Annotated in this window: 35 protein-coding genes, 2 tRNA genes and 1 pseudogene; 6 read left to right on the forward strand and 32 right to left on the reverse strand. The window is 64.5% G+C overall.

The annotated features are described in order from the left end of the window. Positions 1-33: 33 nt before the first annotated feature. From ACXR2W_RS02775 to ACXR2W_RS02900, 26 genes and pseudogenes are all read right to left on the reverse strand, one after another. On the reverse strand, positions 34-1629 hold the full coding sequence (locus tag ACXR2W_RS02775) for a DNA cytosine methyltransferase (RefSeq protein WP_458811701.1): 1596 nt from the start codon (positions 1627-1629) through the stop codon (positions 34-36). 370 nt (positions 1630-1999) lie between these two features. Further along, positions 2000-2164 (reverse strand): hypothetical protein, encoded by a 165-nt coding sequence (locus ACXR2W_RS02780; RefSeq protein ID WP_458811704.1) that lies wholly within the window; start codon positions 2162-2164, stop codon positions 2000-2002. After that, on the reverse strand, positions 2161-2442 hold the full coding sequence (locus tag ACXR2W_RS02785; protein WP_458811706.1) for a DUF7352 domain-containing protein: 282 nt from the start codon (positions 2440-2442) through the stop codon (positions 2161-2163). Before ACXR2W_RS02785 ends, ACXR2W_RS02780 begins: the two co-directional genes overlap by 4 nt. 1 nt (position 2443) lies before the next feature. After that, on the reverse strand, positions 2444-2851 hold the full coding sequence (locus ACXR2W_RS02790) for a hypothetical protein (RefSeq protein WP_458811708.1): 408 nt from the start codon (positions 2849-2851) through the stop codon (positions 2444-2446). Between the two features lie 279 nt (positions 2852-3130). Beyond that, entirely contained in the window at positions 3131-3859 is a 729-nt protein-coding gene (locus ACXR2W_RS02795; RefSeq protein ID WP_458811710.1) for a hypothetical protein, read from the reverse strand. Continuing rightward, positions 3840-4001 carry a hypothetical protein gene (locus ACXR2W_RS02800; protein WP_458811712.1) on the reverse strand — a complete coding sequence of 54 codons (162 nt, stop codon included), beginning with the start codon at positions 3999-4001 and terminating at the stop codon, positions 3840-3842. Before ACXR2W_RS02800 ends, ACXR2W_RS02795 begins: the two co-directional genes overlap by 20 nt. Next, positions 4001-4570 carry a single-stranded DNA-binding protein gene (locus tag ACXR2W_RS02805; RefSeq protein ID WP_458811714.1) on the reverse strand — a complete coding sequence of 190 codons (570 nt, stop codon included), beginning with the start codon at positions 4568-4570 and terminating at the stop codon, positions 4001-4003. Before ACXR2W_RS02805 ends, ACXR2W_RS02800 begins: the two co-directional genes overlap by 1 nt. Next, on the reverse strand, positions 4570-5874 hold the full coding sequence (locus tag ACXR2W_RS02810; protein ID WP_458811716.1) for a replicative DNA helicase: 1305 nt from the start codon (positions 5872-5874) through the stop codon (positions 4570-4572). The genes ACXR2W_RS02805 and ACXR2W_RS02810 overlap by 1 nt, the downstream gene beginning before the upstream one ends. Further along, on the reverse strand, positions 5867-6202 hold the full coding sequence (locus ACXR2W_RS02815; protein ID WP_458811718.1) for a hypothetical protein: 336 nt from the start codon (positions 6200-6202) through the stop codon (positions 5867-5869). Before ACXR2W_RS02815 ends, ACXR2W_RS02810 begins: the two co-directional genes overlap by 8 nt. Then, entirely contained in the window at positions 6202-6555 is a 354-nt protein-coding gene (locus tag ACXR2W_RS02820) for an LvrA C-terminal domain-related protein (protein WP_489948825.1), read from the reverse strand. The genes ACXR2W_RS02815 and ACXR2W_RS02820 overlap by 1 nt, the downstream gene beginning before the upstream one ends. Before the next feature lie 234 nt (positions 6556-6789). After that, a pseudogene (locus ACXR2W_RS02825) lies at positions 6790-7005 on the reverse strand (helix-turn-helix domain-containing protein); the annotation flags it as partial. Between the two features lie 569 nt (positions 7006-7574). Then, positions 7575-7850 carry a hypothetical protein gene (locus ACXR2W_RS02830; protein WP_458811720.1) on the reverse strand — a complete coding sequence of 92 codons (276 nt, stop codon included), beginning with the start codon at positions 7848-7850 and terminating at the stop codon, positions 7575-7577. Positions 7851-7853: 3 nt separating this feature from the next. Continuing rightward, positions 7854-8234 carry a hypothetical protein gene (locus tag ACXR2W_RS02835; protein ID WP_458811722.1) on the reverse strand — a complete coding sequence of 127 codons (381 nt, stop codon included), beginning with the start codon at positions 8232-8234 and terminating at the stop codon, positions 7854-7856. Beyond that, entirely contained in the window at positions 8221-8379 is a 159-nt protein-coding gene (locus ACXR2W_RS02840; RefSeq protein ID WP_458811724.1) for a hypothetical protein, read from the reverse strand. Before ACXR2W_RS02840 ends, ACXR2W_RS02835 begins: the two co-directional genes overlap by 14 nt. Before the next feature lie 35 nt (positions 8380-8414). Continuing rightward, complete coding sequence (locus ACXR2W_RS02845; protein ID WP_458811726.1) at positions 8415-8909, reverse strand: hypothetical protein; 495 nt, start codon at positions 8907-8909, stop codon at positions 8415-8417. Then, positions 8906-9208, reverse strand: coding sequence for a hypothetical protein (locus ACXR2W_RS02850; protein ID WP_458811728.1), 303 nt, complete (start codon positions 9206-9208; stop codon positions 8906-8908). The genes ACXR2W_RS02845 and ACXR2W_RS02850 overlap by 4 nt, the downstream gene beginning before the upstream one ends. Then, complete coding sequence (gene bet, locus ACXR2W_RS02855) at positions 9205-10173, reverse strand: phage recombination protein Bet (RefSeq protein ID WP_458812192.1); 969 nt, start codon at positions 10171-10173, stop codon at positions 9205-9207. Before bet ends, ACXR2W_RS02850 begins: the two co-directional genes overlap by 4 nt. Before the next feature lie 8 nt (positions 10174-10181). Beyond that, positions 10182-11234: a YqaJ viral recombinase family protein gene (locus ACXR2W_RS02860; protein ID WP_458811730.1), complete on the reverse strand. Its 1053-nt coding sequence runs from the start codon at positions 11232-11234 to the stop codon at positions 10182-10184. Beyond that, positions 11234-11719: a hypothetical protein gene (locus tag ACXR2W_RS02865; RefSeq protein WP_458811732.1), complete on the reverse strand. Its 486-nt coding sequence runs from the start codon at positions 11717-11719 to the stop codon at positions 11234-11236. The genes ACXR2W_RS02860 and ACXR2W_RS02865 overlap by 1 nt, the downstream gene beginning before the upstream one ends. Then, entirely contained in the window at positions 11716-12402 is a 687-nt protein-coding gene (locus tag ACXR2W_RS02870) for a bactofilin family protein (protein WP_458812194.1), read from the reverse strand. The genes ACXR2W_RS02865 and ACXR2W_RS02870 overlap by 4 nt, the downstream gene beginning before the upstream one ends. 8 nt (positions 12403-12410) lie before the next feature. Then, positions 12411-13031 carry a hypothetical protein gene (locus tag ACXR2W_RS02875; protein ID WP_489948823.1) on the reverse strand — a complete coding sequence of 207 codons (621 nt, stop codon included), beginning with the start codon at positions 13029-13031 and terminating at the stop codon, positions 12411-12413. Between the two features lie 148 nt (positions 13032-13179). Then, positions 13180-13680: a hypothetical protein gene (locus ACXR2W_RS02880; RefSeq protein ID WP_458811736.1), complete on the reverse strand. Its 501-nt coding sequence runs from the start codon at positions 13678-13680 to the stop codon at positions 13180-13182. Between the two features lie 38 nt (positions 13681-13718). Then, positions 13719-13901 carry a hypothetical protein gene (locus tag ACXR2W_RS02885; RefSeq protein ID WP_458811738.1) on the reverse strand — a complete coding sequence of 61 codons (183 nt, stop codon included), beginning with the start codon at positions 13899-13901 and terminating at the stop codon, positions 13719-13721. Then, positions 13898-14188, reverse strand: coding sequence for a helix-turn-helix domain-containing protein (locus tag ACXR2W_RS02890; RefSeq protein WP_458811740.1), 291 nt, complete (start codon positions 14186-14188; stop codon positions 13898-13900). The genes ACXR2W_RS02885 and ACXR2W_RS02890 overlap by 4 nt, the downstream gene beginning before the upstream one ends. A 397-nt stretch (positions 14189-14585) precedes the next feature. After that, positions 14586-14834 carry a hypothetical protein gene (locus ACXR2W_RS02895; RefSeq protein ID WP_458811742.1) on the reverse strand — a complete coding sequence of 83 codons (249 nt, stop codon included), beginning with the start codon at positions 14832-14834 and terminating at the stop codon, positions 14586-14588. Then, positions 14834-15094, reverse strand: coding sequence for a helix-turn-helix domain-containing protein (locus ACXR2W_RS02900; protein WP_458811744.1), 261 nt, complete (start codon positions 15092-15094; stop codon positions 14834-14836). Before ACXR2W_RS02900 ends, ACXR2W_RS02895 begins: the two co-directional genes overlap by 1 nt. A gap of 145 nt (positions 15095-15239) precedes the next feature. Here ACXR2W_RS02900 and ACXR2W_RS02905 point away from each other — a divergent pair, with 145 nt between their 5' ends. The 4 genes from ACXR2W_RS02905 (at position 15240) to ACXR2W_RS02920 (ending at position 17706) form a co-directional block, all read left to right on the forward strand. Then, positions 15240-15776, forward strand: coding sequence for a hypothetical protein (locus ACXR2W_RS02905; protein WP_458811746.1), 537 nt, complete (start codon positions 15240-15242; stop codon positions 15774-15776). 8 nt (positions 15777-15784) lie between these two features. Beyond that, positions 15785-16165, forward strand: a complete 381-nt coding sequence (locus ACXR2W_RS02910; RefSeq protein WP_458811748.1) for an ImmA/IrrE family metallo-endopeptidase — start codon at positions 15785-15787, stop codon at positions 16163-16165. Then, on the forward strand, positions 16162-16425 hold the full coding sequence (locus tag ACXR2W_RS02915; protein WP_458811750.1) for a hypothetical protein: 264 nt from the start codon (positions 16162-16164) through the stop codon (positions 16423-16425). Before ACXR2W_RS02910 ends, ACXR2W_RS02915 begins: the two co-directional genes overlap by 4 nt. A gap of 138 nt (positions 16426-16563) precedes the next feature. Next, on the forward strand, positions 16564-17706 hold the full coding sequence (locus ACXR2W_RS02920) for a tyrosine-type recombinase/integrase (RefSeq protein ID WP_458811752.1): 1143 nt from the start codon (positions 16564-16566) through the stop codon (positions 17704-17706). Positions 17707-17806: 100 nt separating this feature from the next. On the opposite strand, the gene ACXR2W_RS02925 is transcribed toward ACXR2W_RS02920, so the two are convergent. The 6 genes from ACXR2W_RS02925 to galU all read right to left on the reverse strand — a co-directional run bounded on the left by ACXR2W_RS02925 (position 17807) and on the right by galU (position 21682). Further along, positions 17807-17878: transfer RNA gene (locus ACXR2W_RS02925), tRNA-Lys, on the reverse strand. Between the two features lie 69 nt (positions 17879-17947). Continuing rightward, entirely contained in the window at positions 17948-18712 is a 765-nt protein-coding gene (locus tag ACXR2W_RS02930; protein WP_458811754.1) for a LysE family translocator, read from the reverse strand. Between the two features lie 130 nt (positions 18713-18842). Next, a tRNA-Ala gene (locus ACXR2W_RS02935) sits at positions 18843-18918 on the reverse strand. A 61-nt stretch (positions 18919-18979) separates the two neighbouring features. Continuing rightward, positions 18980-20059, reverse strand: a complete 1080-nt coding sequence (locus tag ACXR2W_RS02940) for a hypothetical protein (protein WP_458811756.1) — start codon at positions 20057-20059, stop codon at positions 18980-18982. A 72-nt stretch (positions 20060-20131) separates the two neighbouring features. Then, positions 20132-20749 carry a GNAT family N-acetyltransferase gene (locus ACXR2W_RS02945; protein ID WP_458811758.1) on the reverse strand — a complete coding sequence of 206 codons (618 nt, stop codon included), beginning with the start codon at positions 20747-20749 and terminating at the stop codon, positions 20132-20134. Positions 20750-20755: 6 nt separating this feature from the next. Then, entirely contained in the window at positions 20756-21682 is a 927-nt protein-coding gene (gene galU, locus ACXR2W_RS02950) for a UTP--glucose-1-phosphate uridylyltransferase GalU (protein WP_458811760.1), read from the reverse strand. Positions 21683-21747: 65 nt separating this feature from the next. Between galU and ACXR2W_RS02955 the strand changes: the two genes are divergently transcribed. Beyond that, positions 21748-22419, forward strand: a complete 672-nt coding sequence (locus ACXR2W_RS02955) for a 5-formyltetrahydrofolate cyclo-ligase (protein ID WP_458811762.1) — start codon at positions 21748-21750, stop codon at positions 22417-22419. A gap of 11 nt (positions 22420-22430) precedes the next feature. Further along, positions 22431-22685, forward strand: coding sequence for an FmdB family zinc ribbon protein (locus ACXR2W_RS02960; RefSeq protein WP_458811764.1), 255 nt, complete (start codon positions 22431-22433; stop codon positions 22683-22685). Positions 22686-22768 lie beyond the last annotated feature (83 nt).

The raw sequence follows: 22768 nt of genomic DNA on the forward strand, positions 1-22768 counted from the left end.
ATTAGCAAAGGCAGAATTCAGTACGCTCGTTTGTCAGGTCAGCACCTCAAATACTTGTCCTCCAATCCAATGCGACACATTCACTGCGACCGCATTGCCTGCACCCTTCGTCGTCTCCGATTTATTTGCCGCGCTCGTGTCATAATCATCCGCGAACCTCTGCGCACGTAGATGTTCTTTCGGGCCAAGCATTCGGAAGCGCACGTCATCGATGTGGAACGGCAGATCGCCATCGAAGCGATCGGCCGGCCGTTTACGTTCCGGCACGACAAGCGCATGATTGCCGCCCGTCGCCGTGACCGTGTACATCGGTGCCGCGACGCTCGAGTTCAGGTGCGCTTCGCTGCCGCGCTGCCCGTACTGCCTCGACAGAAACGCATCCGGGGGCACAGCAAGCCCGTGATGCCCACCGCCCGCGGTCACCGTCGAGAGCGCCTGATGCTCAACGCCGCGCGCCGTGCTCGTCCCGTACAGCTCAGCCACGTACGGGGGAAACACCATCCCGTCACCGATCTTCGTAGATCGGGTCGGCCACGGCTGATCGTTAAAACCGAACTGCCGACCTGCGCCGTCATGATTCACGGCCATAGCGAACGGTGGTACTGCTACGCCGTCACCGCTGCCGCCCGCCTGTCGCACGTTTAGCGGGTCGAGCGAATCCCAGGCGCGGTAGTATCCGTCGCCCCCGAACTTCGGGTGCCGCGGGTTCGCCGCATCCCACGTCTGACCAGCAGCACCCACCACCGTGGGCCTCGCGAACATCCGCAACCCAACCTCGATGCGGCGCAGTGTCGCCGCCGCGAGCGGCCGCAACCCCTGCTTGCCACGGTCACCAATCCGAACACCCAGATCAGACCAGTCGATCACCGCCGCCGCAGGCAGTACATACGGCTCGACCACCTGCAGGGCGTGCGCGCCCGCGTCACACACGTAGACGTATTGCGGCCCGTACTTCCCGAACCTCGGTGCACCATCCGGGGCGGGCTTCTTCCAATGCTGCCTGGTTGAAACCGTGCGATCGCATTGCCCGCAGTACGCGGGCGGCGACGGGTTAAGGTTCGGCGGCGTCACGCCCTTGCGGGTGAGCACGACGTAGATGCGGTCACGCCACTGCCCCGCGGGCGCATTCTTCTCCGAGTAGACGTGCGCCGCGTTCACATTCACGACCTGCCACGAGTAGTCGAGCGCCTCCCACATCTTCAACCAACTCTCGAAGAGCGGCCATCTGGCAACCTCGACCACGTTCTCAATGATCACGACATCGAAATTGCGGGCCTCCGCCGCACGGATCGGGTCAAACATCGTCGCCCGAGACCGCACACCAGCGTCTGCCGGCAGCGGGTCATCACCGAACAATGTTGGCCCCGACGTCTGCACGCGCTTGCGCCCGCCAGCCGGTGAATGCCACGTGCATTCGGGGGATGCCCACAGTACGGGTGCGTACGGGAGTCGGCGCATGTCATAGCCACTGAGGTCGCCTTGCACGTGGTCGGCCTCGGTATGGTTCGCGCTGTGTACCTCGATCGCGCGCTCCCAATGGTTGTACGCAGTCACAAGCTCAAACCCAGCTTCGACAAGCCCTGATGATGCGCCACCGAAACCGGCGAAAAAGTCTAGAAACTGAACCATTAGTGACTCACTCCTCCTGTCGCGGGGGCCGCGGTAGTGCGGCCCCCGGTTTTGGGTACAAAAAATGCCCTGACCAGCGGCCAAAGCAGGATCGAAATCCAAGATCGGCTATTTACCGTCGTTGAACTCACACTGCACGATGTGCTCCCGATGCTTCGCGGTCGCATCAGCCTGAGATGAGGCCACGGTCACGATCGAGCCGCAGCGATTGCACGACACCACAATCACGATTCATCACCGACCTTGGTCAGCACGACCGTGTGCGCTCGCGGATGCGCAGCCGCTACGTGCTCGTGAAACAGCTTCTGTGCTTCAAGGTCATCGACGTGCGAGACGCGCTCGCCGCAGCCCGTGCAGGTGTAAGTCCACATCACGCATCACCCCCGGCGTGCGCCTCCAGCGCGTCAGCGAGCTCACGCAGCAACGACACCTCGCGCCGCGCCACATGCCCCTCCGGTAGGCCGAGCCCGTTCGACAGACCCTCCACATAGTCGGCGCGCTCCCGAGCCGACCTAACCAGCCGCTGCTCGCTCATGCCCGATCACCGCCGCCCTGGCTGGCGTACACGTGCCACACGAACCATCCGACGATGCACGAGCCGACATGCGCGCGCCCGTCAGCCGGTATGGGGTGGCCGGTGCCGTGCACGTTCAACACGATCCCGCCCTCGCTATGGGTCACGCCAGCTTGGTGCTCGACCCATACGTCCACGCGATCGTGCTTGCCCTCTCGGTCTGCGGCGACGTGCACCACGCGCCCGGCCGGTACTTCGAAGTCGGCGACGTCGACGGGAACGCTATGCCGGTAGATCACCCTACTCACCCCTCATCACCCCCTCCAGCTCTTCGAGCGCAGCGACCGCCTGATCTTTGAACCGAGCGACCACGCCAGGATCGCGGCCTATCTCAGGGTCGCCGTAGAACTTGGTCGCCGCATGCACCGCGAGCGCAGTCGCCACCCGCTCAACCTGCGCATCGGAGAACTGGGCGGTCACCGACTCCACCCGGCCGTCGCCGTAGATCCGAGCCCGAGCGTCAGCCGCCACAGCGGCCCCAAACGCCTCCAACGCCTCCAAAGAGCCCTCCAAACAAATACCCTCGAAGCTCAACGCATACCGCTCATTCACCGAACCGTGGTCATCAACCACAGCGCCCGGCCCCACAAGCACCGAATCGCCGACTACGTACCGGCCAATCTCGCCCCACTCAATCCGATTACCCATCACTCCACCTCCAGACTCTCCGAGCGGCCGCCAGCAGCCAACCACTCCCGACGCACACGCTCCCGCTGCACCCCAGTAACCAACGCACCAGACACCCCCGCAGCAACAGCCACACGCCGCCGCCGCTCCATCCGAACGTTATTTAACGACTTCCACCTCTTCCACACCCGCACCACGCGAGGATCCACCAGGAGACGCGCACCATCACGCTCCACCCGCATACCCTCACCACGCCACCGCTCCAACGTGCGCAGGCCCACCCGCTCCCGCACCGCCGCCTCACGAAACCCCAACAGCATGAAGAAACTCCTTCCAATCCGTCTCAAACAACCAATCGCAGCCCCCGCACTTAACCTCCGGGTCAGTACCGCGCATCGGCCACGACACCCAAACCCGAGGCTCTACACACCCGGTAGGGCAGAACCGCGGCCGCTGCTCCACCACCCGTTCGGTATCGCGCGGGAACTGGGCCCCCACACGAGCCACAACCACACGCAACCCGTCCAGAAACTCACCGGCCGCGTCCCAGCGGGCGATCGCAGGCAGCCGCAGCTTCAACCACGCCCCCCACTCGAGCAGCCCCGCAGCGACCGCGTCCGCGTCCGTACCGGCACGAACCCCGGCCACGTTACGATCGGCGGCGAGCGCCGCCTTGAGCGCCTCGGGCGGCCGCGCATGCAGTGTCTCCGCCCAGAACGTCACCCATTCAGCCACAACACCGACCACGAGGTCGCAGGCGTCCATAGCAGCGACGTTTAAGGGCAGCCCTGGGTCTTTCGACCCCGACACCCTTTCGCTGCCGTCAGTCGACGCCCCGAGGCCCGGCACGACCGCGAGGCGAGCCCGCGCCGCGATGTCGGCGCAGTCATCGAGTAGCCAGCCGATGCGGCCCAGGCAGGAATCGCACAGTTTGCTCCCACCTGTGGCGGCCGCCGCGACGAACACGGTTCGTCCGTCATCGACAGCCACCTGGCAGCCGCGCACGCATTCAGTCGCCGCTACTACCACGATCGACTCTCCCAGCGGCGAGCGCCACCGCGACCTGCCACACGATCCACACGAGCAGCCCGAGCACGGCCGCGACGACGAGCAGGCCCGCGACAACGAGCGCCCAAGGCCAGATCAGCGCCCAGAACTCCCACGCGCCCATTAGAACGGCTCCTCGTCATCGAATCCGCCGCAGAAGCTACCCCCGGCTGGCGCCGCGGGCGCCGCGGGCGCCGCGGCAGCGGGAGCGGCGGGCGCAGGTGGTGCCGCGGGCGCCGCAGCTTGCCCCCAGCCCTGCTGGCCCTGCGCCTGGCCCCAATTCGACTGGCCCTGCCCCTGAGCGTAACCACCGCCGCCGCGCTCGTTCTTCACGACCTGCGCGGTAGCCCACCGCAGCACCGGCGTGATCTGATCAATCTCGATCACATTCGTCACCCCCGATTTGCCGTCACGCGACTGCCACGCCTCCGCGAAAGCAGTACCGGTCACCAGCACACGATCGCCCTTCTTCAGCGACGCCGCCACGTTGTGCAGGTCCTGCGCCGACTGACCCCGCTGCCACTTGACGCCCTTAAACCACGTCGTCTCCGTATCAACGAGTTGGTCGCCCTGTTTCGCCTTCGCCGAATGCGCAACCCGCACATTCAACACCTCCCGATCGCGGCCCTGCGACACCTCCGGATCCGCCGCCAGCGTCCCCTCAACCTCAATTTTGTATCCTCCGTAAGCCATTAGAAGCCCCTCTCATTCAGTACAGCCGTGGGGTCCCACGGCATCTCAACAGCCCGCGCGAACTTCCCCTCCCAATTCAGAGTGAAGTCACCCGGACGACCGTGACGGTTCTTCGCCACAGCAATCTTCAACAAGCCCGGCTTGCGCTCCTCATCCCGATGCAGCAGCAACACCACATCGGCGTCCTGCTCCAACGAGCCTGATTCGCGCAGATCCGAGATTTTCGGCTCCCCGCCCTTCCTGCCCGCAGATTCACGATTCAGCTGCGACAACGCCACCACCGGAATCTGCAGCTCCTTCGCCAACAGTTTCAGCGCCCGAGAAAACTCCGACACCTCCACCTGCCGCGACTCAGCCCGACCGTCACCCTTCATCAACTGCAGGTAATCGACCACGAGCAGGCCGAGGCCCCCGCGCCGATGCAGGGTGCGCGCATACGACAGCACCTGCGACAGCGACGACGCCTGGTCATACACCGACAGACGCAACGCCCGCACACGCCCCTCGGCGGCCGAAAGCGCCTCCCAGTCGGAGACCGACAGGTTGGCGTCCAGCAGGCCCCCGAGATGCACGGTCGCCTCAGCAGACAACAGGCGACGCCGCAGCTCCTCCTCGCTCATCTCGAGCGACACGAACCCGACAGACCGCGACTCAGCGAGCCCCGCCGCCAGATTCAGTCCGACGACAGTTTTACCGACACCTGGTCTTGCCCCTACCACGTACAGGCAGCCGGGCCGAAGCCCACCAATGTATGCGTTCAGCTTCGACCACAACGTCGGCGCAGCATCAGCAGCCCCAGACCGCAGCTGCTCGAACGTCCCCGACAGGCCCTCACCGATCCAAGACGCGTCACGCACCACACGACGAGACACCCCGTCAACGAGCGAGCGGGCAGCCTCCACCGCCTCATCGACCGCGCCGACACCCGACACAGCCGAATGAACGATCTGCCCGCCCGCCTCCATCAGGCGCCGCAGCACCGCCCGCTCCCGAACAATCTCCACATAGTGGCCGACGTTCGACGCTGTAGGCACCGCCTCCGTCATCTCATGCAGCAGGCCCGGCCCACCCATACGAGTGAGCTCGCCCGCCCGCGACAACTCGTCGCCTACCGTGATCGCATCCACCGGCTCCGCACGAGACACCAGTGCCGCGATCGCCGCGAACACCGTCCCGTACTTCGGCACATAGAAGTCATCGACCGTCAAAGCCTCCACCGCGTCACCCGCGGCACGCCTCGACAGCATCGACGCCCCCAGCACCGACCGCTCCGCGAGCTCATCCCTCGGCGTCTCATCAACCACCAGACACCAGCCTCTCCAACTCGCCCCGACCCATACGCGCCAACTCCGCCTCCGACAGGCCGCGAGCGGCGAGCCATTCAGCCCGCTCCCGCGCCACCGGATCGACCACATCGACCGCAGGGCACCGCGCCACCAGATCGGCAGGCATCAGCCGCAGCGACGACTCCCGGTAATGAGCTACCGCAGCCTTGAGCGCGTCCTCCAACGCGACGTCGTGCAGCACGTCCGCCCACACCTCCGCCTGCGCTACCGGATCATCAGCCACCGGGAACCGAGGATCCAGCAACCGCAACCGGGTCAACAAAATGTTCGCTCCGATCGCATCCATTACGCGCCCACCCCGAGCTGCCCGGCGCCCGCAGCACGAGCCCGCAGAATCTCATCAACCCTGCGCCCCGTCTCGACCACCCCAGCGCCCGCACGAGGCGGCAACGCCTCGTCCTCCCAGCCGTCCCGATTCAGCCACGTCGACGGGTGCGGGATAAAGTTACGCTCCGCCCCAGACGGCAAGTTAGGATCCGCCGCGAACCTACGCGCCCCATCAACCACGACCTGAGCCGACCCCGCCCGCTTCACAGCAGCAACGAAAGCCTTACGAGCAGCAGCCTTACCTACCTTGCGAGGGTAAGAGCTATAGAACGCCGCGAACGCTGTAGCTACTACATCAGCACCCGCGAACACCTCTAGATCATCAGCCGCAGTAACCAACTCAGAACCCGAAGCTGGGGAGACTATAGAGGGGTTTATATCTGATGGTTCTACTGATGGTTCTTGTCCCCCCTTTTCGCGGACATGAGATCGTGTTTTGGCGGACATGAGATCGGCCTGAATCGTACGTACGTTTCGCGTACATGAGATTTCAGCACCAACCGCGAGCACGAACCGATCAGACGAGCGGTAACCATCACCACGCCTACGCTGAGACCTCGAAATGTACCCAGCAGACTCGAGCGCGGTGAGGTTACGCGACACCGCCTGCCGATGCACGCCGATCATTCGCGCCAGCTTCTCTTGCCCCGGATAGCACGAGTGCTCTTCGTCGGCATGGTCAGCGAGCGCGACAAGCAAGAACTTCTGCGTAGTAGGCAGCCCCGTAAGCTTCCAAGCCCAATTCAGCGCCTCATAACTCATCAGCCCCACCCTTTCTCTTCGTCAAAATCCCAGAGCACACGCCCAACCGGCATGCACGCCCGACACCCCGAAGCCCCCAACGGATCAGACACCAGATGCGTCCAGCACGGCACACCATGCGCCGCGAGCACCAGCCCCGAATCCGTCAGCAGCACCGGCGCAGAAAACCGAGACAGCCGAACCTCCACCGTCTCCGGTTCCGAGCCCGCGGAAACCGCCCACCCGAGCGGCACGCCGTCCCCCGTATGCGCGACCCCATGGCAGCCCCGAGAGTTGCCAAAACCGCACAGCAGCAAGCAATTAGCGGCCGTACCGCCACCGCCACGCGACCGAAACACCCGATGATGTGCCTCCAGCCGCTCCACCTGCCCGCACCCCTCGCACCGGCCAGCCGACCGAGCACGAGCGATCCGCAGCGCCAGCGCCGAGAAATCGTTACCGGCCACGACGCACCGCCACCTCAACCCGGCCACACCCGAGAATCAACAGAAACGACGACCCAGAGAGAGCCCGAGGGCCGAGCACATACCATGCACCCGGCCCTCCACACCACTTCACTGAAACGCGCATCACGGCAGCCCGATCAGGCGCCGCTGGCCACGCCGCACCAAGCGTGCACCCATAGCCCGCTCACGCTTACGCAGTGACGAGAGGCGACGACGTGCACGGCCACGCAACCGTGCCTCCGCATGCTCCGCCTCCAACCCGCACAGCTCAGAGATCCACGAGGGCAGCTCCCACGCGTGCACGCCGAACAGCCTGACCGATAGCTCATCGATCGCGTCAGAAAGCCACGACACCTCCGACCACTCCACCTGCTCATCAGGTTTCACACCAGTAACCACACCTCACTCCTTCCCGTTGGCGGCCGCGAGAACCAGGGCCACCAACCGTTCAACATCGATAAGCCCGTCGAACCCCAACCGGTGTTCGTCGTGCTCGTAACAATTCGCCGATTCATCCGAAGCGGGCAGGAACTCCCGCACCGCGTGCACGGCGCGCAGCACGCGCGCCTCGCCGTCGGCTTCACGATCCACGAGACGCACATGCTCGTGGATAGAGGCCAGCTCGACCGCGAGCTCGAGCGCCCGTTCATAGGTGAACGCGGCGCGAGCGAAAGACCACTCCACGCCGCGCACACATGCGCCCGGCGCGGTCCCCCAGTCCTGGATTGAGACCTCGCCGAGCTCCAGGTGATACCTCGGCTCGAACACCTCAATCGAGACCATCGGGCACCGCCTCATTAGCTGCAGCAATCAACGCCTGACCGAGCACACGCGCCTCATCAGGAGAGAGCGCAGCCGATGCGCTGGGGAGCCGCGGCGCATCAATCTCCAAGTAGACACCGCGTGCCCCGCCAGATTGAACCCGCACTTCCTCCCTGTCAGGAGTACGCAACAGAATGTCCATCACGCACCGCCCGCGTAACCCTGAGCCGACGCACGATCCGCCGCACGCTCATCAGCACGCTGCGTACGCCACGTATCAACAGCCGTCTCAATCGCGTCCAAGAACTTACGCACCGACCGCTCCCGCAGCTCCGCCAACCGGAACCGCAACAGAAGCCCATACAGCTCATCATCCGCCTCGGCCACAGCCTGAGCCTTCACGCCCGAGAACCCGTCCTTCAACATCAGCGCAGCCTTCGACTTCGCCAACCGATGCTCATAATCCGTCTTGGTAGTAGCGAACTCGGCGCCCGCGGCGCGCAACTCCCAAGCGAACTCAAACCGCATCGCCGAGAGCTGCACGCCACGTGCCGCAGCAGGCCCGAGCCGGAGAACCGCGTTCACGAGACGCACATGCAGCGCATCGTCCGGGTCAGGGTCAGTAAGCCCGATCGCGCGCAGCGCCTCCAACGCCCAATCGGGCAGCCCGTCACCGTCAGCTACAGCCGCGCTCATGACGCACCGCCAGCTTCACGCACCGCACGAACAGCGCGAGCACAAGCCCCGAACTCTTCGAGACAATCGCTCAGCGAGTCTTCGCAGATCGCGCTGTGGATCGCTTCGAGCATCCCCGACTCGGCGCCCCCGTCCCGAGCGAACCCGGCACGGATCTTCTCCGAGAGTTCCGTTGTCAGCCCGACCGTCACACCTCCACGAGCAATGAACACCTGCCCGTTAGAGTCGACGCCGGCGTCCCAGTCCCCCATCGGCAGATCATGCCGAGAGCCACCAAGCAGCGCATCTAGCGAGCTCATTCCGCACCTACCAGCTGCGCCTTGCACGCCCGCAGAACATCGTTCAACGTAGCCCCGTCCTCAGTAAACGGAGCCATGAGCACGCCGAGACCCTGCGCCTCCCCATACAAGGCGCGCAGCATATCCACCGACGTGCACTGCTGAATCCGCAGCGTCCACGCCTCCACGTCGATAACCGGCCCGTCAGGCGCCGCAGCCGGTGCAGCCTCATCGACCACCACAGCCTCAACCACTTCAGCATCGGGAACATTCGTGCGCAGCAACGTCCCATCGTCGGCCCGGTCAATGTTCCCCTGGGCCGCAATCGTTTCTTGATTCCTCCGGTCCAGGGCAGCAGTGCTCGGCGCAGCAGCAGGCTGAGGAGCAGTCGCACCATTCGACGCCTGCCCCATCTCCTCCGCCGAATACAAGCCCGACAGATCCTGCGGAAACGCCTTACGCAACGCCAACATCTCCGCACACTTCGCCAACATCAACGGCCCCATATTGCGCCACATCTGCGTGACGTTGCCCTGATAATCGGTCTGCACGTACGCATCCCACAACGCGACTACATACAACGGCTCGCGGAACCCGCGCCGATAGACGCCAACACGCGCCGCCTTCGGGAACTCAGCCGCAAGCCACACCTGCGTCCACGTCACACCATCAGACGTGAACTCCGGCGTAGTCTGCCCCTCATACTCACCCGACCGCTCAGCCACCAGCCGAGCCCCATCGATAGAGATTTGCGTCTGCCACCGCAGCTGCCCCTTCGACTTACGCGCAATGCAGTAAATCTGCCGCGCGATCGGATCCAGCCCCGTCCTCTGGCAATGCTGCAGAAACGCGGCCACCGTAGGCCGATCCGCCAACGTTTTAACACTCGACCTCGCGTCCGTATGGACCAGACCCGAAGCCTCAACAAGCGCCGACTCCTCCGGCGACCAAACAGCCGGATCGCTACTAGTCGGCAACGCCACCATCGTGCTCACTACTTCGTCTCCTTACCAGCCGTCACGGTCACCCGCGCGCCCGTACCCTTAACAACCTTCGAAACCGTCTTCGTATACTGCGCCGCGAGCTCATCCCACGCCGCCTGCAACTTCGCCACCCTCTTCTGAGCCCGCTCCAGCTGCTTCGTCTCATCCGGCAGCTCCACAGCCGCCAGCTCGAGGTCGACAACCTCTTCGACCGTCTCCGTCCCAGGCCGCCCCGGCGAGAACGTCACCCGAGCAAGCCCCGACTCCTGCGAAACCCCCGCCTCGAGCAGCGCCGCATAAGACGACTTTTTGAGCGCCGCCCACCGCTTCTCCTCATCCAGCGCGCGCAGATAATTAACGGCGTGCGTATCCACCGCCTCATCTATGACCGGGCCGCCCTCCTCACGCTGCCGATCCACCTCAGCAAGGAACGCGTCAGCAACCGCGACAAGCTCCGCAATCAGAGCATCGTCGCGCTCGATCCAATGACGATGCAACGGCCCCGGATAGAAGTCGCCGTGCTCATCGATCAGCCGCTCCTCTACGACGAGCCGCACACGGCGCGCACCGAGCACGTGCATCTGCCATTGAGCCTGGAACTCGTACCCCTTTTTGTCGTACGCGGGCGAGCCGGGCGGCAGATCGTAACCGGCCGTCTTAATCTCCAACAGCTCCAGTAGCTCATCGAAATCAACACCGACACCATCCGGTGACGCGAGATGCCGCGCGTTGTCCGCATGCTTGAACACGCGCGCCTCGGCACGGTAACCCTCGCTCGCAGCCATCACCGCTTCGATGACCGGCTCCCGCTCCTTCCCCCACTCGGTGTAACGGTTGCCCGTGAACGAGTCGGCCGAGCGGCCCAGCTTCTCATCGATCAGCTCTTGCTCCAGCTTGTAAGCCGGGCGGCCAATCCGCCGCATATACAGGTCACGAACTTCGGTAGCAGTCACGCCGCCGCGGCGCTCAGCAAGCCACGCCTCACGATCCGTGTCAGGCGCGCCCGCGCGCCCCTCAAGCTCGGCCAGTACAGGCGGCACGTACGCCTCAGCTTGAACAGTCATCACTTAGCCCTCACTTCATTAATCAGCTTTTCGACACTCTTTGCCGCAGCCGCGGCGGTGGCGGCACGGTAGGCCCGCTCTTGCTCCAGGTCATAGAACCCGCGCAGCTCGGCAGCAAGCCGCACCGCGACTGCCACCCGACGATCGACCGGCCACGCCCGCAGGTCGTAGTGCACGCCCAACGCGCCCTCCAGGTCCGGCAGCGCACGATTAAACGCGGCCAGCCCGGCAGCCTTCGCCACAGCCGCGTCACGCTCCGCACGCATACGCTCCATCCCGAGCTGCAAAGCATTATTGGCGTCGGCCTGATTACGCACCTTCTCCTCGAGCTTCAACCCCGCCCGATGCGCGACCACCTCCCGCTGCGCGCTATCCAGTGCACGCTGCACCCGCTCGACCTCACGGCCAAGCGAGGCGGCGAGTGCCTCCGCAGACTCGGCCCGATCAACGAGCTCCGCGATTTGATCCGTCAACGACTCGCTCACTTCGCCTCCTCCGTGGCCTCGGCCCATCGGGCCACCGTCGCTTTGCCGAGCTTTCGCAGCGCCCGGTACTGCAGCATCCACAGCTCTCGTGTCGCCTCGTCGCCATCCCAATGGGCGCGGCGACGCTTCACCTCGGCCATGAGTGTGCCGAGACTGCCACCCGTCCAGCAGCCGACGTCGAGACGATGCCCGCCACCCTTCTGACGGGTGAGCGTGGCGTACTGGTTTTCTGAGCCGATCGGGCCCACCACGAGGTAATGCCAGGACTCCTCGACCCAAGCGTTGCCGGAGACCCAAGCGTCGCCGTAGACCTGAGCGTTGCCGGAGACCCGAGCGTCGCCGGAGACCCGAGCGTCGCCGGAGACCTGAGCGTCGCCGGAGACCCGAGCGTCGCCGGAGACCCGAGCGTCGCCGTAGACCCGAGCGTTGCCGTAGACCCGAGCGTTGCCGTAGACCTGAGCGTCGCCGGAGACCCGAGCGTTGCCGTAGACCTGAGCGTCGCCGGAGACCCAAGCGTCGCCGGAGACCCGAGCGTCGCCGTCATCCATCAGCAGCGACCCAACCCAACCGCCAACGTCGCCCTTGCGGATCCGCGTGCCAGGAATATCGCGGGTCGCGCGGATCTGATGCACGGTGTAGCCGTGAAAGTTGACCTTTGACTTTCCGGTCAGCTCGTAGTGCATGTCGCTCACTAGGAATCACCACCCTCAGTGGCCTCGGCTTCATCATCGGCTGCAGGCCACACAACCCCATCGATAACCTCGCCGCCCTCAACCTCGGCATCATCGACAACCTCGGCATCAACCACAGCCTCGCCACCGTTCGTCTCCCACTCGGTCAACAACACCCGAGCAAACGACGCCAACGCCTCATCGAACTGGTCCGCCTGATAATCACCAGGCGGCACCTCACCCCAATCCGAACGCTGCAGACGCCGCACCAACAGCCCCTCCACATACTGCGAACACAAGCGCAGCTCAAACACGCCAGGCTCCACATCAACAACACGGAAGAACATGCCGCCGCCCGAATCCAGCTCGAGCACCTCCGGCTCCACCGGCATATCCGGTGCAGCCTCGCCCCGCAAATTGAACGACTGCTGCCCATCACCACCCCGGCGCACATCAGACAACGCCACCAGCAGATCAGCCGCAGGCGTCTCCAACTCATGCTCGAACGGCACCAACTCCACCCGCGTAAACGCGACCGTCGGCACCGGCACAAAATCCTTCCCCGTCTTCACCGAATGCGTCTCCACCACACCGACGACATAAAACTTGCGCCCAACCCCGAGCGCCTTCGACAGCGCCAAAGAATGAGCCTCTAACCCGTTCGCCTCGCCCTTCGGCAAAGCCCCCGCAACATGAACCACTTGGTTGTTCCTTTCTGCAATTCGGGCACACAAAGCACCCTTCGGCCCCAGAGGGAGACCGAAACCTATAAAGCGGCAGCAGAGCCCGCTACAGCTCGCCCCGCACCGACGCCGCAGCCTCGACCCGGTACGACACGTCCGCATCCACCGGAAACCCGATCAGACGAGCCCCAAGCGCCGCGAGCACGAGCGCATCAGCCTCATCATCATTAGCGATCGACACGGCAGGAAACCCGGCCGACATGGCAGCCTTCACGTCAGCCTTCGACACCGACGGGCCAGCACGGCCCACTGCATACCGCTGCCGCGCAGTCGGCGAACACTCCACCACACGGCAGCCCTTCGCCTTCGCCGCACGCGCCACCATCCACCACAACCCCGAACGCTCATGACGAGCCCCGGCCTGCCGCGAATACGCGGGCGCCTCAATCACGACGAGCGAACCCCGCAAAATGAAATCCTCAACACCAGACACGATCGCGGCAAGCCGATCCAGGCGCGCCTCCACCGAAGCCCCGAGAGGCTGCGACTTCACCGTGCCAAGCGCGACCGACGACGCCCCAAAATCGCCCGCACCGATGCGAGCCATACCGGTAGACGTCAACGACAAGTCCAGGCCGGTAACAATCACGACCGCACCTCCCGCCACGCATACAGGACAGCCGCAGCATTGAACGACAGCAGCGCAAGAAACGCTGCACCATCCATAGCCACAGTCAGCCCGAGCAGCACCCGCACCAGATACACCGCGACAGCGGCCGCACCAATGAGCACGAGCAGAAACACCGCGACCGCATACCGGGCGCTCACAGCGACCCCCGTGCCGGGCGCGTACGCCACTCCTGCAGCGACACCGGGCGCCGCTCCTCCTGATGCGCACACGGCACACCATCCGCCCACGCCTCCACGCAAGCCGGGCGCAACCTCCACGCCCCACCCTTGACCCGCTGCACCCCGTGCAGCTCACCCGAACGCAGCGCATCACGCACCGTCTCAACATGCCGGCCAACCATCAACGCCGCCGCAAACGGCGACACAAACCTATTCACGGCGAGCGCCTCAATATCGCGCTCAACCGCAGCAGCCAAAGCAGCCATAACAAACCACCTCTCTAGTTGTTTCTCTGAAAAGCGGCGGCACCGCGACGAACACTCGCCCGTCAACGCGCCGCCTGCCCCACACAAGGGGCCACACAACAAACGGCATCCGACCTCAGCGGTCGACTAGTTTTCGCTGCCAGTCACGCGGCCCAAGTCCAGAAACGCTTGAGCGGGCGAGTGAGCTGGCGACCTATGTCGACATGTGCACGTATGCCAAAAGTTCTCTATGTAGTTCTCAACGACCAGACGGTGACCCCCTCGGCGCGACGTGGCGCTCTGGCTGATCCCTGGCTTTTGGGTATGCAGCAGCTCGAGCACCCCGCGAACGCGGTGCCGAGACGGGCAAGACCCCAGTCCTCAAGCCGCCTACGACAGCGGGCGAGAGGTGCAGCTTTTAGACGGCCTCCGCCGTGCGCGAGGCCTGAGCCTCCACATTGAGCTCCGCCATGTACGCCATGACAACCCCGATGTTCTCGACCGGGATCGACACCGGCCCGTCACCACGACCACTGACCTGCATGTGCCCGTCGACGAGCTCGATCAGAATCGACTCCCACGCGCCAGTTTCCTTACCCGTCCACTCGATAGTGGCTTTGCCGGTCTCCACTGTGACCTCGGGGGTTGTAGTGATGTGGTCAGACATTAGAGCGACCCTCCTTCGAGCTTCACAAAGTCACCGAGCGGCACCAACGGGAACGCTGCCTTGAGCCGAGCGAGTACCCGATTTGAAGGGCCGCCTTTCCCTGTCGCGTACCGGTATAGCGACGCGGGGTCGATCCCGATGTATCGAGCCAAGTCGGCATCAGTGCCGATGCCGTTGGCGCGGCGAATTTCGTGCAGCTTCTCCATGTTGAGCATTAGCCGCGGCGAATCGTTACCTTGAATGTTTGCAAGAGCTTTCATGATTGAAACCATAACCCCGTACGGTACTATTTGCAAGTTCTTGCAAAAAATCAAATCATCGTGACCCGCAGACTTCCGCATGATTCCGCGGGCGCAATTCCTGAAACTCCTTGCAGAACTGCAAGCCACGGGGTACGATTCATCCATGAGCACAACCGCATGGATTGCATACATGGAAGACGCCCGCGGCGACGATAGCGACGCACGCACCGCAGCACGTCTCGGGCTCTCGCAATCAGCAATCACCCGCTGGCGAGCAGGCACCAAACCCCGCCCCCAGCAGGTTGTGGACCTCGCACGCCTCTACAACGCCAACGCTCTCACCGGGCTCATCGCGGCGGGCTACCTTAACAGCGCAGACCTCGCCGAGCTAGGCACCACCGTCGAAGCGCCAATCGACCTCAGCAACGTCAACACCTCGGCCCTCATCGATGAGCTACAGCGTCGCCTCGAGCAACTGCGCGAAGCATTCGACGGCATCAGCAGCAATGACCGCGACGTCGTCACCGAGATAGTCACCGAGCTCATTGACAGCCACCTGCCGAAATCCAATGTCGTACGTCTCGACGATCATCGAGACAACCTCACCCCCGAAGAAACCCAAGCCCTCCTCCAACTCTCCCACGCCGCCCACAACCAAGACGGCCGCGACACCGAAGCCGAAGCCAACCCCCACCCATAGGAGCACCCATGCACACGCTGCTCGCCGAAGCCACCCGCCTCGGCGTCACCGTCAAATACGCACCCCTCCAACCACCCCTCCGCGGCGCCTACATCCCCGCCCACGACCTGATCATCATCGATCAACTCCTCACCCTTCCGCAGCGACGCGAGACACTAGCGCACGAGCTCGGCCACGCCCACCACGGCCACAACTGCAGCAGCCCGCGCAACGAAGCGCAGGCATGGCGCAGAGCCGCCCAGCTCGCCGTCAACGTCGACGACTACGCGCGCGCCGAACGACTCAACCCGCACCCGGCCGCGATCGCGCTAGAACTAGACCTCACCACTACCCTGATCATCGAGTGGCAGAAACATTTCGGCCACCGCTACGAAAGGAAAGCAGCATGAGCATGCACCTCAACCAGTACTCACAGAAGGGCTGCATCGGCTGCAAGCCGTGCGAGGGCGGCGGCGCCAACGTGGGCCGCACCACCGTCATCTGGACCATCATCATCTTCACCGGCTTCATGGGCGCCCTCGGCATCCCATTCTTCAAGAAATGCCAGTACTGCGGACACCGCGACTTCATGAACAAGCACACTACGCCCGCGCAGCAAGTCGCGCCGCAGACCGTGAACCACGTACACACGCACACCAGCACCCCCTAAAACACAAAAAGCCCCCGGAACGCGACCACTCCCGCCAAGAAGAAATCGCGCCCCGAGGGCAACCACCGAACCACCACGAAAGGCAATCCGATGCAAACAACACTATCCCGTCACGCCCAAAACAAGGAGCGCTGACACATGGCCTGGACAGAAACACTCCCCTCCGGCCGCTACCGGGCAGGCTACCGCATCCCAGGCGGCACAAAACGCTACCTCCCCGGCACCTACACGCACAAGCGCGCAGCACTCCGCGCAGCAGAATCCGCCGAGGCAGACACCCGCGCCACCGGCTGGCACGACCCAGAGGCAGGCAACCGCACCTGGGGCGAATGGGCAGACGAGTGGATCCCCACCCGCCCTGTCGAAGCATCAACCGCCCGCCGAGACCAATCACGCCTCACCAAACACCTCCGCCCGAAATGGGGCGCCACACCACTCAACCAGATCACCAGGCACGCGATCAAAGCATGGGCGGCCGAGCTGCAGACCAAGGCCGAACTCTCACCCTCGAGCACCCAACGCGCGATCGCCCTCCTGTCGGCGTCACTGGCCGGAGCCGTCGACGCGGAAATCATCCCAGCCAACCCAGCCCTCCGCCTGCGCCTCGGCCTGCAGGCGAACCCCTCCGAGCGCACCCTCACGCGAGACGAGCAGCACCGACTATTCAGCAACCTCACCAACGACTTTGACCGCGCGCTCGTAGCAGTACTCCTCGGCACCGGAGCGCGCTGGGGAGAAGCGATCGCACTCACCGCGAAGCGCATCGACCTCGAGCACGGAACCATCCGCTACCGCGACGCATGGGATGCCACCAACCGCGTGCTCGTCCCGTACACCAAGGGCAAGCAGCGCCGCACCGTACCCCTCGCCCCTTGGCTCATCGAGATAATCCGCCCGCTGGTCGAGGCCACCCCGACCGGCTACCTCTTCGCAGGCCGAGGCGCCGCCCCCTTCGACTACTCGAGCTGGCACAAACGGCACTGGAAACCCGCAGCCGAAGCCGCCAACCTGAACCCGCCCGGCACCGACCCGGCCACGATCCACACCCTCCGGCACACCTACGCCACCGAGCAGCTCGACGCAGGCCTGAGCCTCGCCGAGATAGCAACTCTCCTCGGCCACGCCTCGATCGCCACCACAGAGCGCTACACGCACCGCAGCGCGACCGTGCGCGCCGAGGCCAAGACCGCCGTGCAAGACCCGCGGCAAGCACCAGCGACGCCCAATCCACCCGCAGACGACCTCCCCAGCAACGTCATCCAGTTCCCCCGGCGCGCGTGATTTGCCCCACGTTTGCCCCACGCGACCCACGGACAAACGGGGACACAAAAAGGCCCGGCCAGAAATAACATCTGACCGGGCCTTTACGTTTGCCTTATCGTGCCCCCAGTAGGGATCGAACCTACGACCTGCGGATTAAAAGTCCGTAGCTCTACCGCTGAGCTATAGGGGCCCAAGAAGCAACCTTAGCCGATTGAGTGGCACCAACGCGAAACGAAACACGGCCGAAGCCTAATCCGTGTCAGTTGAGCAACAGCATCGCGACCGCGATCAACACGAACAGCGACCCAAAGATCCGGTTCGAAACCACCTGGCCCCGGGGCGAACCGGTGAAACGGCGAAACTGCTCGGCAGCGGCCGCGAAGACGAAGGTCATGATGGTCATATCGATCGCGGTCATGGTGAGCGCGATGATCAGATACTGCGGCATCGCGGGCAGGTCTGCCGAGATGAACTGCGGCATGATGGCGAGAAAGAACACGACCGCTTTGGGGTTGAGCATGTTGACCCAGAAGCCGCGGCGCACGAGCTGACCCGCAGTAGGTGCGGACGTTCCATTGCCGGGTTTCGGCGCACTGCCCCCTGCCAGTTCGGTCTCGGAGACCCGCGCTTCGACCCGCGTAAGCACCTGCACGGACCCCGTCGCCGTCTCGCTTTCGGCCTTGCCCGGCGCACTCTGTGTTGCAGCGCTTTTCGCAGGTGTATGACCAGCCGCGACAGGTGGTCGCGCAAAGAACTGCCGCAGCCCAATGAAGATGAGATAGGCGGCTCCTGCGTAGCGCACAACGGCAAACGCGACGGGGCTCCCCGTGATGAGCACCCCAATGCCTGCAGCAGCGACCAGGATGTGGGCGAGGATGCCGAACTGCTGCCCGATGATGCCCCAGAATGCGCGTCGCCAACCGACTGCGAGCGCGTTCGACATAGTGTTGATCGCGCCAGCACCGGGGGTGAGGCTTACGACGAGACTGACGCCGAGCAGAGAAATCCAGAGTGCAAGTACCACTACGACAGTGTAGGCGGGCCCGGCGCGCGTTAGCTGGGTACTGCGGCAGGTGATGCAACAGTGCGGTGGTGCGGCCACAGCAAGGCGGCACAACACTAAAAAGGCCCCGCTCGCGAGCGGGGCCTTAACCTGGTGGATCCTGCGAGAATCGAACTCGCGACCTCCTGCTTGCAAAGCAGGCGCTCTACCAATTGAGCTAAGGACCCTGACAAGAAAAACTTTAGCAGGCGTGTGTGCTTCAGCCGAAATCGAACACGCCGAAAGTTTCTAGCCGCTGCGACGACGACGCAGCACATCGTCGAGATTGAGCATGCCGTCGCTCGTGTCACCTACGACGCCCATCTGGCGCAACCGTTCGCGCGCCGCCTGCTGCTGTGGCGACACACGGGGTGCCTGATGCTGCCGGCGTACCGCCGCGACCTCTCGCGCAGGCTGTTGCGCTTCGACCGTCTGCGCCGGGGCCGTCTGCGCTGGGACCGGCTGCGCTGGTGCCACGCGCTGCGCGCGCGATGTCTGCGAGTGCGAAGCCTGCGAAGTCGCTGAAGTTGCCGAAGCCTGCGGAGCCGACTCACGCAGCAGCATCGAATCAGTCTGGTTCTCAAGAGACGTGGCTTGCTTTACAGCTCGGGCGCGGGCCAGCGCCCTGGCACGCTCAATACGCTCAGCCGCGGCCTGCTGCGCTTGCCGGTGTGCCGCGGCCTGTGCCTCGACGTCGACCTCGTCCATAACCTCTTCAGGTTGAGCGGGCAGCTGTGCGGCTTCTTCGCACACCTCGATCTCGACGGGCAGCACCTGTGCCCGACCGCGACCGGGCGCCAGCAGCATGAGCGCACCAAACGACGTTGCGGTCACAAGCAGGCTCCATACCAGCGTGTTGGCGCCAGCCCCCGCAATCGCGATACCGGCCCCGGTCAGTGAACCGAGCAAGCCGAGCAACGCCCCCAGCGCGGCCGTCGCGCGTACACGGCGCACAAAAGGCCTCCGCAACCGCGAAGAGCGCACCGCAGCGCGCTCTTTTCGTTTCATTTGCTGGGCGCGAATCTCGGCGCGCACCTGCTCTGCTCGCGCATCTGCGAGCTCTGCCGCACGTTCGGCATCGAGTTGCTTACGCGCCGTTTTGAGCATCTTCTCGTGGGCGAGCGCTTCTTTCGCTGTGGCCTCGATGCGGACTTCTTCGGGCATCTCTGCGGTTTCAGCGAGCACTCGCAGCGTGCGTTGCAACCGCAACGCGTTACGTTCGGCCGCGCGAAACTCGCGGCGACGCGTCCACGATGGAATAAAGACGGCGCCCCAGAGCAGCGCGGCGACCACAAAGATCACTCCGCCACCGAATACGCCGCCAGTCATGTTTCTCACTGTACGGTGTCGAGCTGTTCATCGCCTCCCGGCGCGCCGCCAAATTTATCGGGCAGCATCGAATCAACCGGTAACGGCGAGGCTCAGCACCTCAGCGACTTGCGGCGGCACACGATCGCGCACCACCACGAAGCAGTCATGGTCACACCACTTGCCGTCGATGTGAATATAGGCCTGCCGCCGCCCCTCATACGCAAGCCCGAGTTTCTCGACCACGCGCAGTGACGCCGCGTTCTCGGGTCGAATACACACCTCTATCCGGTGCAGCCCCAGCTCTTCAAAGACATAGTCGATCGCGAGCGCGACCGCCGCAGGGGCAATACCGCGGCCCGCGGCTTCCTCAGCGACCCAGTAACCGATCTGACAGGCCTGCAGGGCGCCGCCACTCACCTCGGCCACGCTCAGCTGCCCCACGATCGCACCATCGTACGTAATCACGAAAGGCACTCCCGCCCCTGCACGCAGCTGCTTGCGCAGCAGCTTAATCACGGGCCGCATCGACCCGGATCCGGGCACCACACCCCGCCCAGACGGGTGCGTCGCCTCCCACGGCGTGAGCCACGAGCGATTTTCGGTGAGTAGCCGTGCGAGGGTCACGGCGTCTCGGGCGCGCACGAGCTGCAACCCCACCCGGCCGGCGTACCGGGGTGCTGGCTGTTCTATCTCGCGCCCGAGCGGCACGCGTTGTTAGCTTCCCTGGCGCTTTGCGCGCAGCTGGTCGGCGAAGTCGATCACCCAGTCCGAGATCTCGTCACCCAGCTCTGCATGGTCTACGCCAAGCAGCACGTTGGCCTTGATCCAGTCGGCACGGTCGCCCGTGTCGTAGCGGCGGCCGCGAAATACGACGCCGTAGACGGGGGCGTGCCCCTTGCCCTCTGCCAGCAGGTGCAGCGCATCGGTCAGCTGAATCTCGCCGCCGCGGCCGGGCGGCAGTTCGTCGAGCAGGTCGAAGATCTCGGGGCGCAGCACGTACCGGCCAATCACCGCGAGGTTCGACGGGGCCTCGTCGCGTGAGGGCTTCTCAACGAGCCCCGTGATCTTCACGACGTCGGGGTCATCGGTCGCCTCAACGGCGGCGCAGCCGTAGAGGTGGATCGATTCTGCGGGCACCTCCATCAGCGCGATGACGGTCGCGCCGCGTGCATCGTGCTCGGCGATCATGCGGTCAAGCAGCGGGTCACGCTCGTCGATCAGGTCATCACCGAGCAGCACCGCGAAGGACTCGTCACCGACGTGGCAGCGGGCACGACCCACGGCATGGCCGAGCCCGTTCGGTTGTCCCTGGCGCAGAAAGTGCACCTCTGCGAGCTCACTCGACTGGTGAACCTTGTCGAGCTTGCCCTCGTCGCCCTTGCGCTCAAGCGTGTACTCGAGCTCGGGCACGCTGTCGAAATGGTTGAGCAGGTTGTCTTTGTTGCGTCCCGTGATGATGAGCACGTCACCGAGGCCCGCGTGTGCGGCCTCTTCGACGACGTACTGAATCGCGGGCTTGTCCACGATCGGCAACATTTCCTTCGGCATCGCCTTGGTCGCCGGCAAGAACCGGGTCCCTAGACCCGCGGCGGGAATGACCGCCTTGGTTACCGTCTGGCCTGGCTTGCGTGCTTCAGTCATGCCTCACAGCTTACCGTTTGCCCACTGAAACGCTAAGCCGCGGCGCCTGCTCCTATGCTTGAGCCATGAGCGAAGCACCCCGCGAAGCCACCGACAGCCACAACTTCGGCGGCACCGATCTCGGTGACACTGACAAGGCAGCAGTGCGACGGGCGGTGCGCGCGCGGCGGGCCGCCATGTCGCCGTCCGAGCGCGCCCTCGCGACCCAGGCCCTCACCGCGCACCTCATCTCGCTCACGAGACAGCTCGGCGCACGCAGGGTCACGTGTTACAGTGCCGTCCCTCACGAACCAGACACCGGTCCGTTTCTCGAGTGGACCGTCGCTGCTGGACTCGAGGTGCTATTGCCCGTCTCGCTCACGAGCTCGCGGCTTGACTGGGTGCTGCATGAGGGGGCGGCGAGCCTAGCCCCTGGCCGCCACGGCATCTTGGAACCGCAGGGCCCGCGCCTGGGCGAAGCCGCCTTCGCCCAGGCCGATCTTGTATTCGTGCCAGCCTGCGCGGTCGACACCCAAGGGACCCGGCTGGGCTGGGGCATGGGATATTACGACCGGGCGCTCGCGCGATTGCCGCGCACGACCCCCGTCTACACCGTAGTGTTCGACACCGAGCTGGTTGCGGCGCTGCCCCGGGACTCGCACGATGTGGCGGTCACCGGTGCAGTGACCCCTACGGGGATTCACACGTTTAGCAGCACAGGTAGCGCCGGTAGCACTTCACCAGACGCCACCTTGTAGCATGGAGAACTGTGCCTACCTACGCTTATCGCTGCGCCGACTGCGGCCACGCTTTTGACATCTACCAGTCTTTCTCGGACAACGCGCTGACCTCGTGCCCCGAGTGCGACGGAACGCTGCGCAAGGTATTTGGATCCCTCGGCGTCACCTTCAACGGCTCAGGTTTCTACCGCACCGATTCGCGTGCTTCGAGCAGCTCAGGCTCAGGCTCAGGCTCTTCGGGCTCGGGTTCGGGCAGCGCAGGAGCGAGCTCTTCGGCGTCCTAGCCTCGCGCAAGTTGACGGGTTGGCGCGACTCTTATTCCGAGATACGGTCACTGATTCAGTCGAGCCGACTGAATTCTGCCAGC

Source organism: Leucobacter faecis, from assembly GCF_054456695.2.

What these genes read in the sequence shown, in the direction of transcription:
- ACXR2W_RS02775 (WP_458811701.1), bottom strand. Translation starts at nt 1,629, where the DNA reads ATGGTTCAGTTTCTAGACTTTTTCGCCGGTTTCGGTGGCGCATCATCA.
- ACXR2W_RS02780 (WP_458811704.1), bottom strand. Translation starts at nt 2,164, where the DNA reads ATGAGCGAGCAGCGGCTGGTTAGGTCGGCTCGGGAGCGCGCCGACTAT.
- ACXR2W_RS02790 (WP_458811708.1), bottom strand. Translation starts at nt 2,851, where the DNA reads ATGGGTAATCGGATTGAGTGGGGCGAGATTGGCCGGTACGTAGTCGGC.
- ACXR2W_RS02800 (WP_458811712.1), bottom strand. Translation starts at nt 4,001, where the DNA reads ATGGGCGCGTGGGAGTTCTGGGCGCTGATCTGGCCTTGGGCGCTCGTT.
- ACXR2W_RS02805 (WP_458811714.1), bottom strand. Translation starts at nt 4,570, where the DNA reads ATGGCTTACGGAGGATACAAAATTGAGGTTGAGGGGACGCTGGCGGCG.
- ACXR2W_RS02815 (WP_458811718.1), bottom strand. Translation starts at nt 6,202, where the DNA reads ATGGATGCGATCGGAGCGAACATTTTGTTGACCCGGTTGCGGTTGCTG.
- ACXR2W_RS02835 (WP_458811722.1), bottom strand. Translation starts at nt 8,234, where the DNA reads ATGGTCTCGATTGAGGTGTTCGAGCCGAGGTATCACCTGGAGCTCGGC.
- ACXR2W_RS02845 (WP_458811726.1), bottom strand. Translation starts at nt 8,909, where the DNA reads ATGAGCGCGGCTGTAGCTGACGGTGACGGGCTGCCCGATTGGGCGTTG.
- ACXR2W_RS02850 (WP_458811728.1), bottom strand. Translation starts at nt 9,208, where the DNA reads ATGAGCTCGCTAGATGCGCTGCTTGGTGGCTCTCGGCATGATCTGCCG.
- bet (WP_458812192.1), bottom strand. Translation starts at nt 10,173, where the DNA reads ATGGTGGCGTTGCCGACTAGTAGCGATCCGGCTGTTTGGTCGCCGGAG.
- ACXR2W_RS02860 (WP_458811730.1), bottom strand. Translation starts at nt 11,234, where the DNA reads ATGACTGTTCAAGCTGAGGCGTACGTGCCGCCTGTACTGGCCGAGCTT.
- ACXR2W_RS02870 (WP_458812194.1), bottom strand. Translation starts at nt 12,402, where the DNA reads ATGCACTACGAGCTGACCGGAAAGTCAAAGGTCAACTTTCACGGCTAC.
- ACXR2W_RS02880 (WP_458811736.1), bottom strand. Translation starts at nt 13,680, where the DNA reads ATGGCTCGCATCGGTGCGGGCGATTTTGGGGCGTCGTCGGTCGCGCTT.
- ACXR2W_RS02890 (WP_458811740.1), bottom strand. Translation starts at nt 14,188, where the DNA reads ATGGCTGCTTTGGCTGCTGCGGTTGAGCGCGATATTGAGGCGCTCGCC.
- ACXR2W_RS02895 (WP_458811742.1), bottom strand. Translation starts at nt 14,834, where the DNA reads ATGTCTGACCACATCACTACAACCCCCGAGGTCACAGTGGAGACCGGC.
- ACXR2W_RS02900 (WP_458811744.1), bottom strand. Translation starts at nt 15,094, where the DNA reads ATGAAAGCTCTTGCAAACATTCAAGGTAACGATTCGCCGCGGCTAATG.
- ACXR2W_RS02905 (WP_458811746.1), top strand. Translation starts at nt 15,240, where the DNA reads ATGAGCACAACCGCATGGATTGCATACATGGAAGACGCCCGCGGCGAC.
- ACXR2W_RS02910 (WP_458811748.1), top strand. Translation starts at nt 15,785, where the DNA reads ATGCACACGCTGCTCGCCGAAGCCACCCGCCTCGGCGTCACCGTCAAA.
- ACXR2W_RS02915 (WP_458811750.1), top strand. Translation starts at nt 16,162, where the DNA reads ATGAGCATGCACCTCAACCAGTACTCACAGAAGGGCTGCATCGGCTGC.
- ACXR2W_RS02920 (WP_458811752.1), top strand. Translation starts at nt 16,564, where the DNA reads ATGGCCTGGACAGAAACACTCCCCTCCGGCCGCTACCGGGCAGGCTAC.
- ACXR2W_RS02940 (WP_458811756.1), bottom strand. Translation starts at nt 20,059, where the DNA reads ATGACTGGCGGCGTATTCGGTGGCGGAGTGATCTTTGTGGTCGCCGCG.
- galU (WP_458811760.1), bottom strand. Translation starts at nt 21,682, where the DNA reads ATGACTGAAGCACGCAAGCCAGGCCAGACGGTAACCAAGGCGGTCATT.
- ACXR2W_RS02955 (WP_458811762.1), top strand. Translation starts at nt 21,748, where the DNA reads ATGAGCGAAGCACCCCGCGAAGCCACCGACAGCCACAACTTCGGCGGC.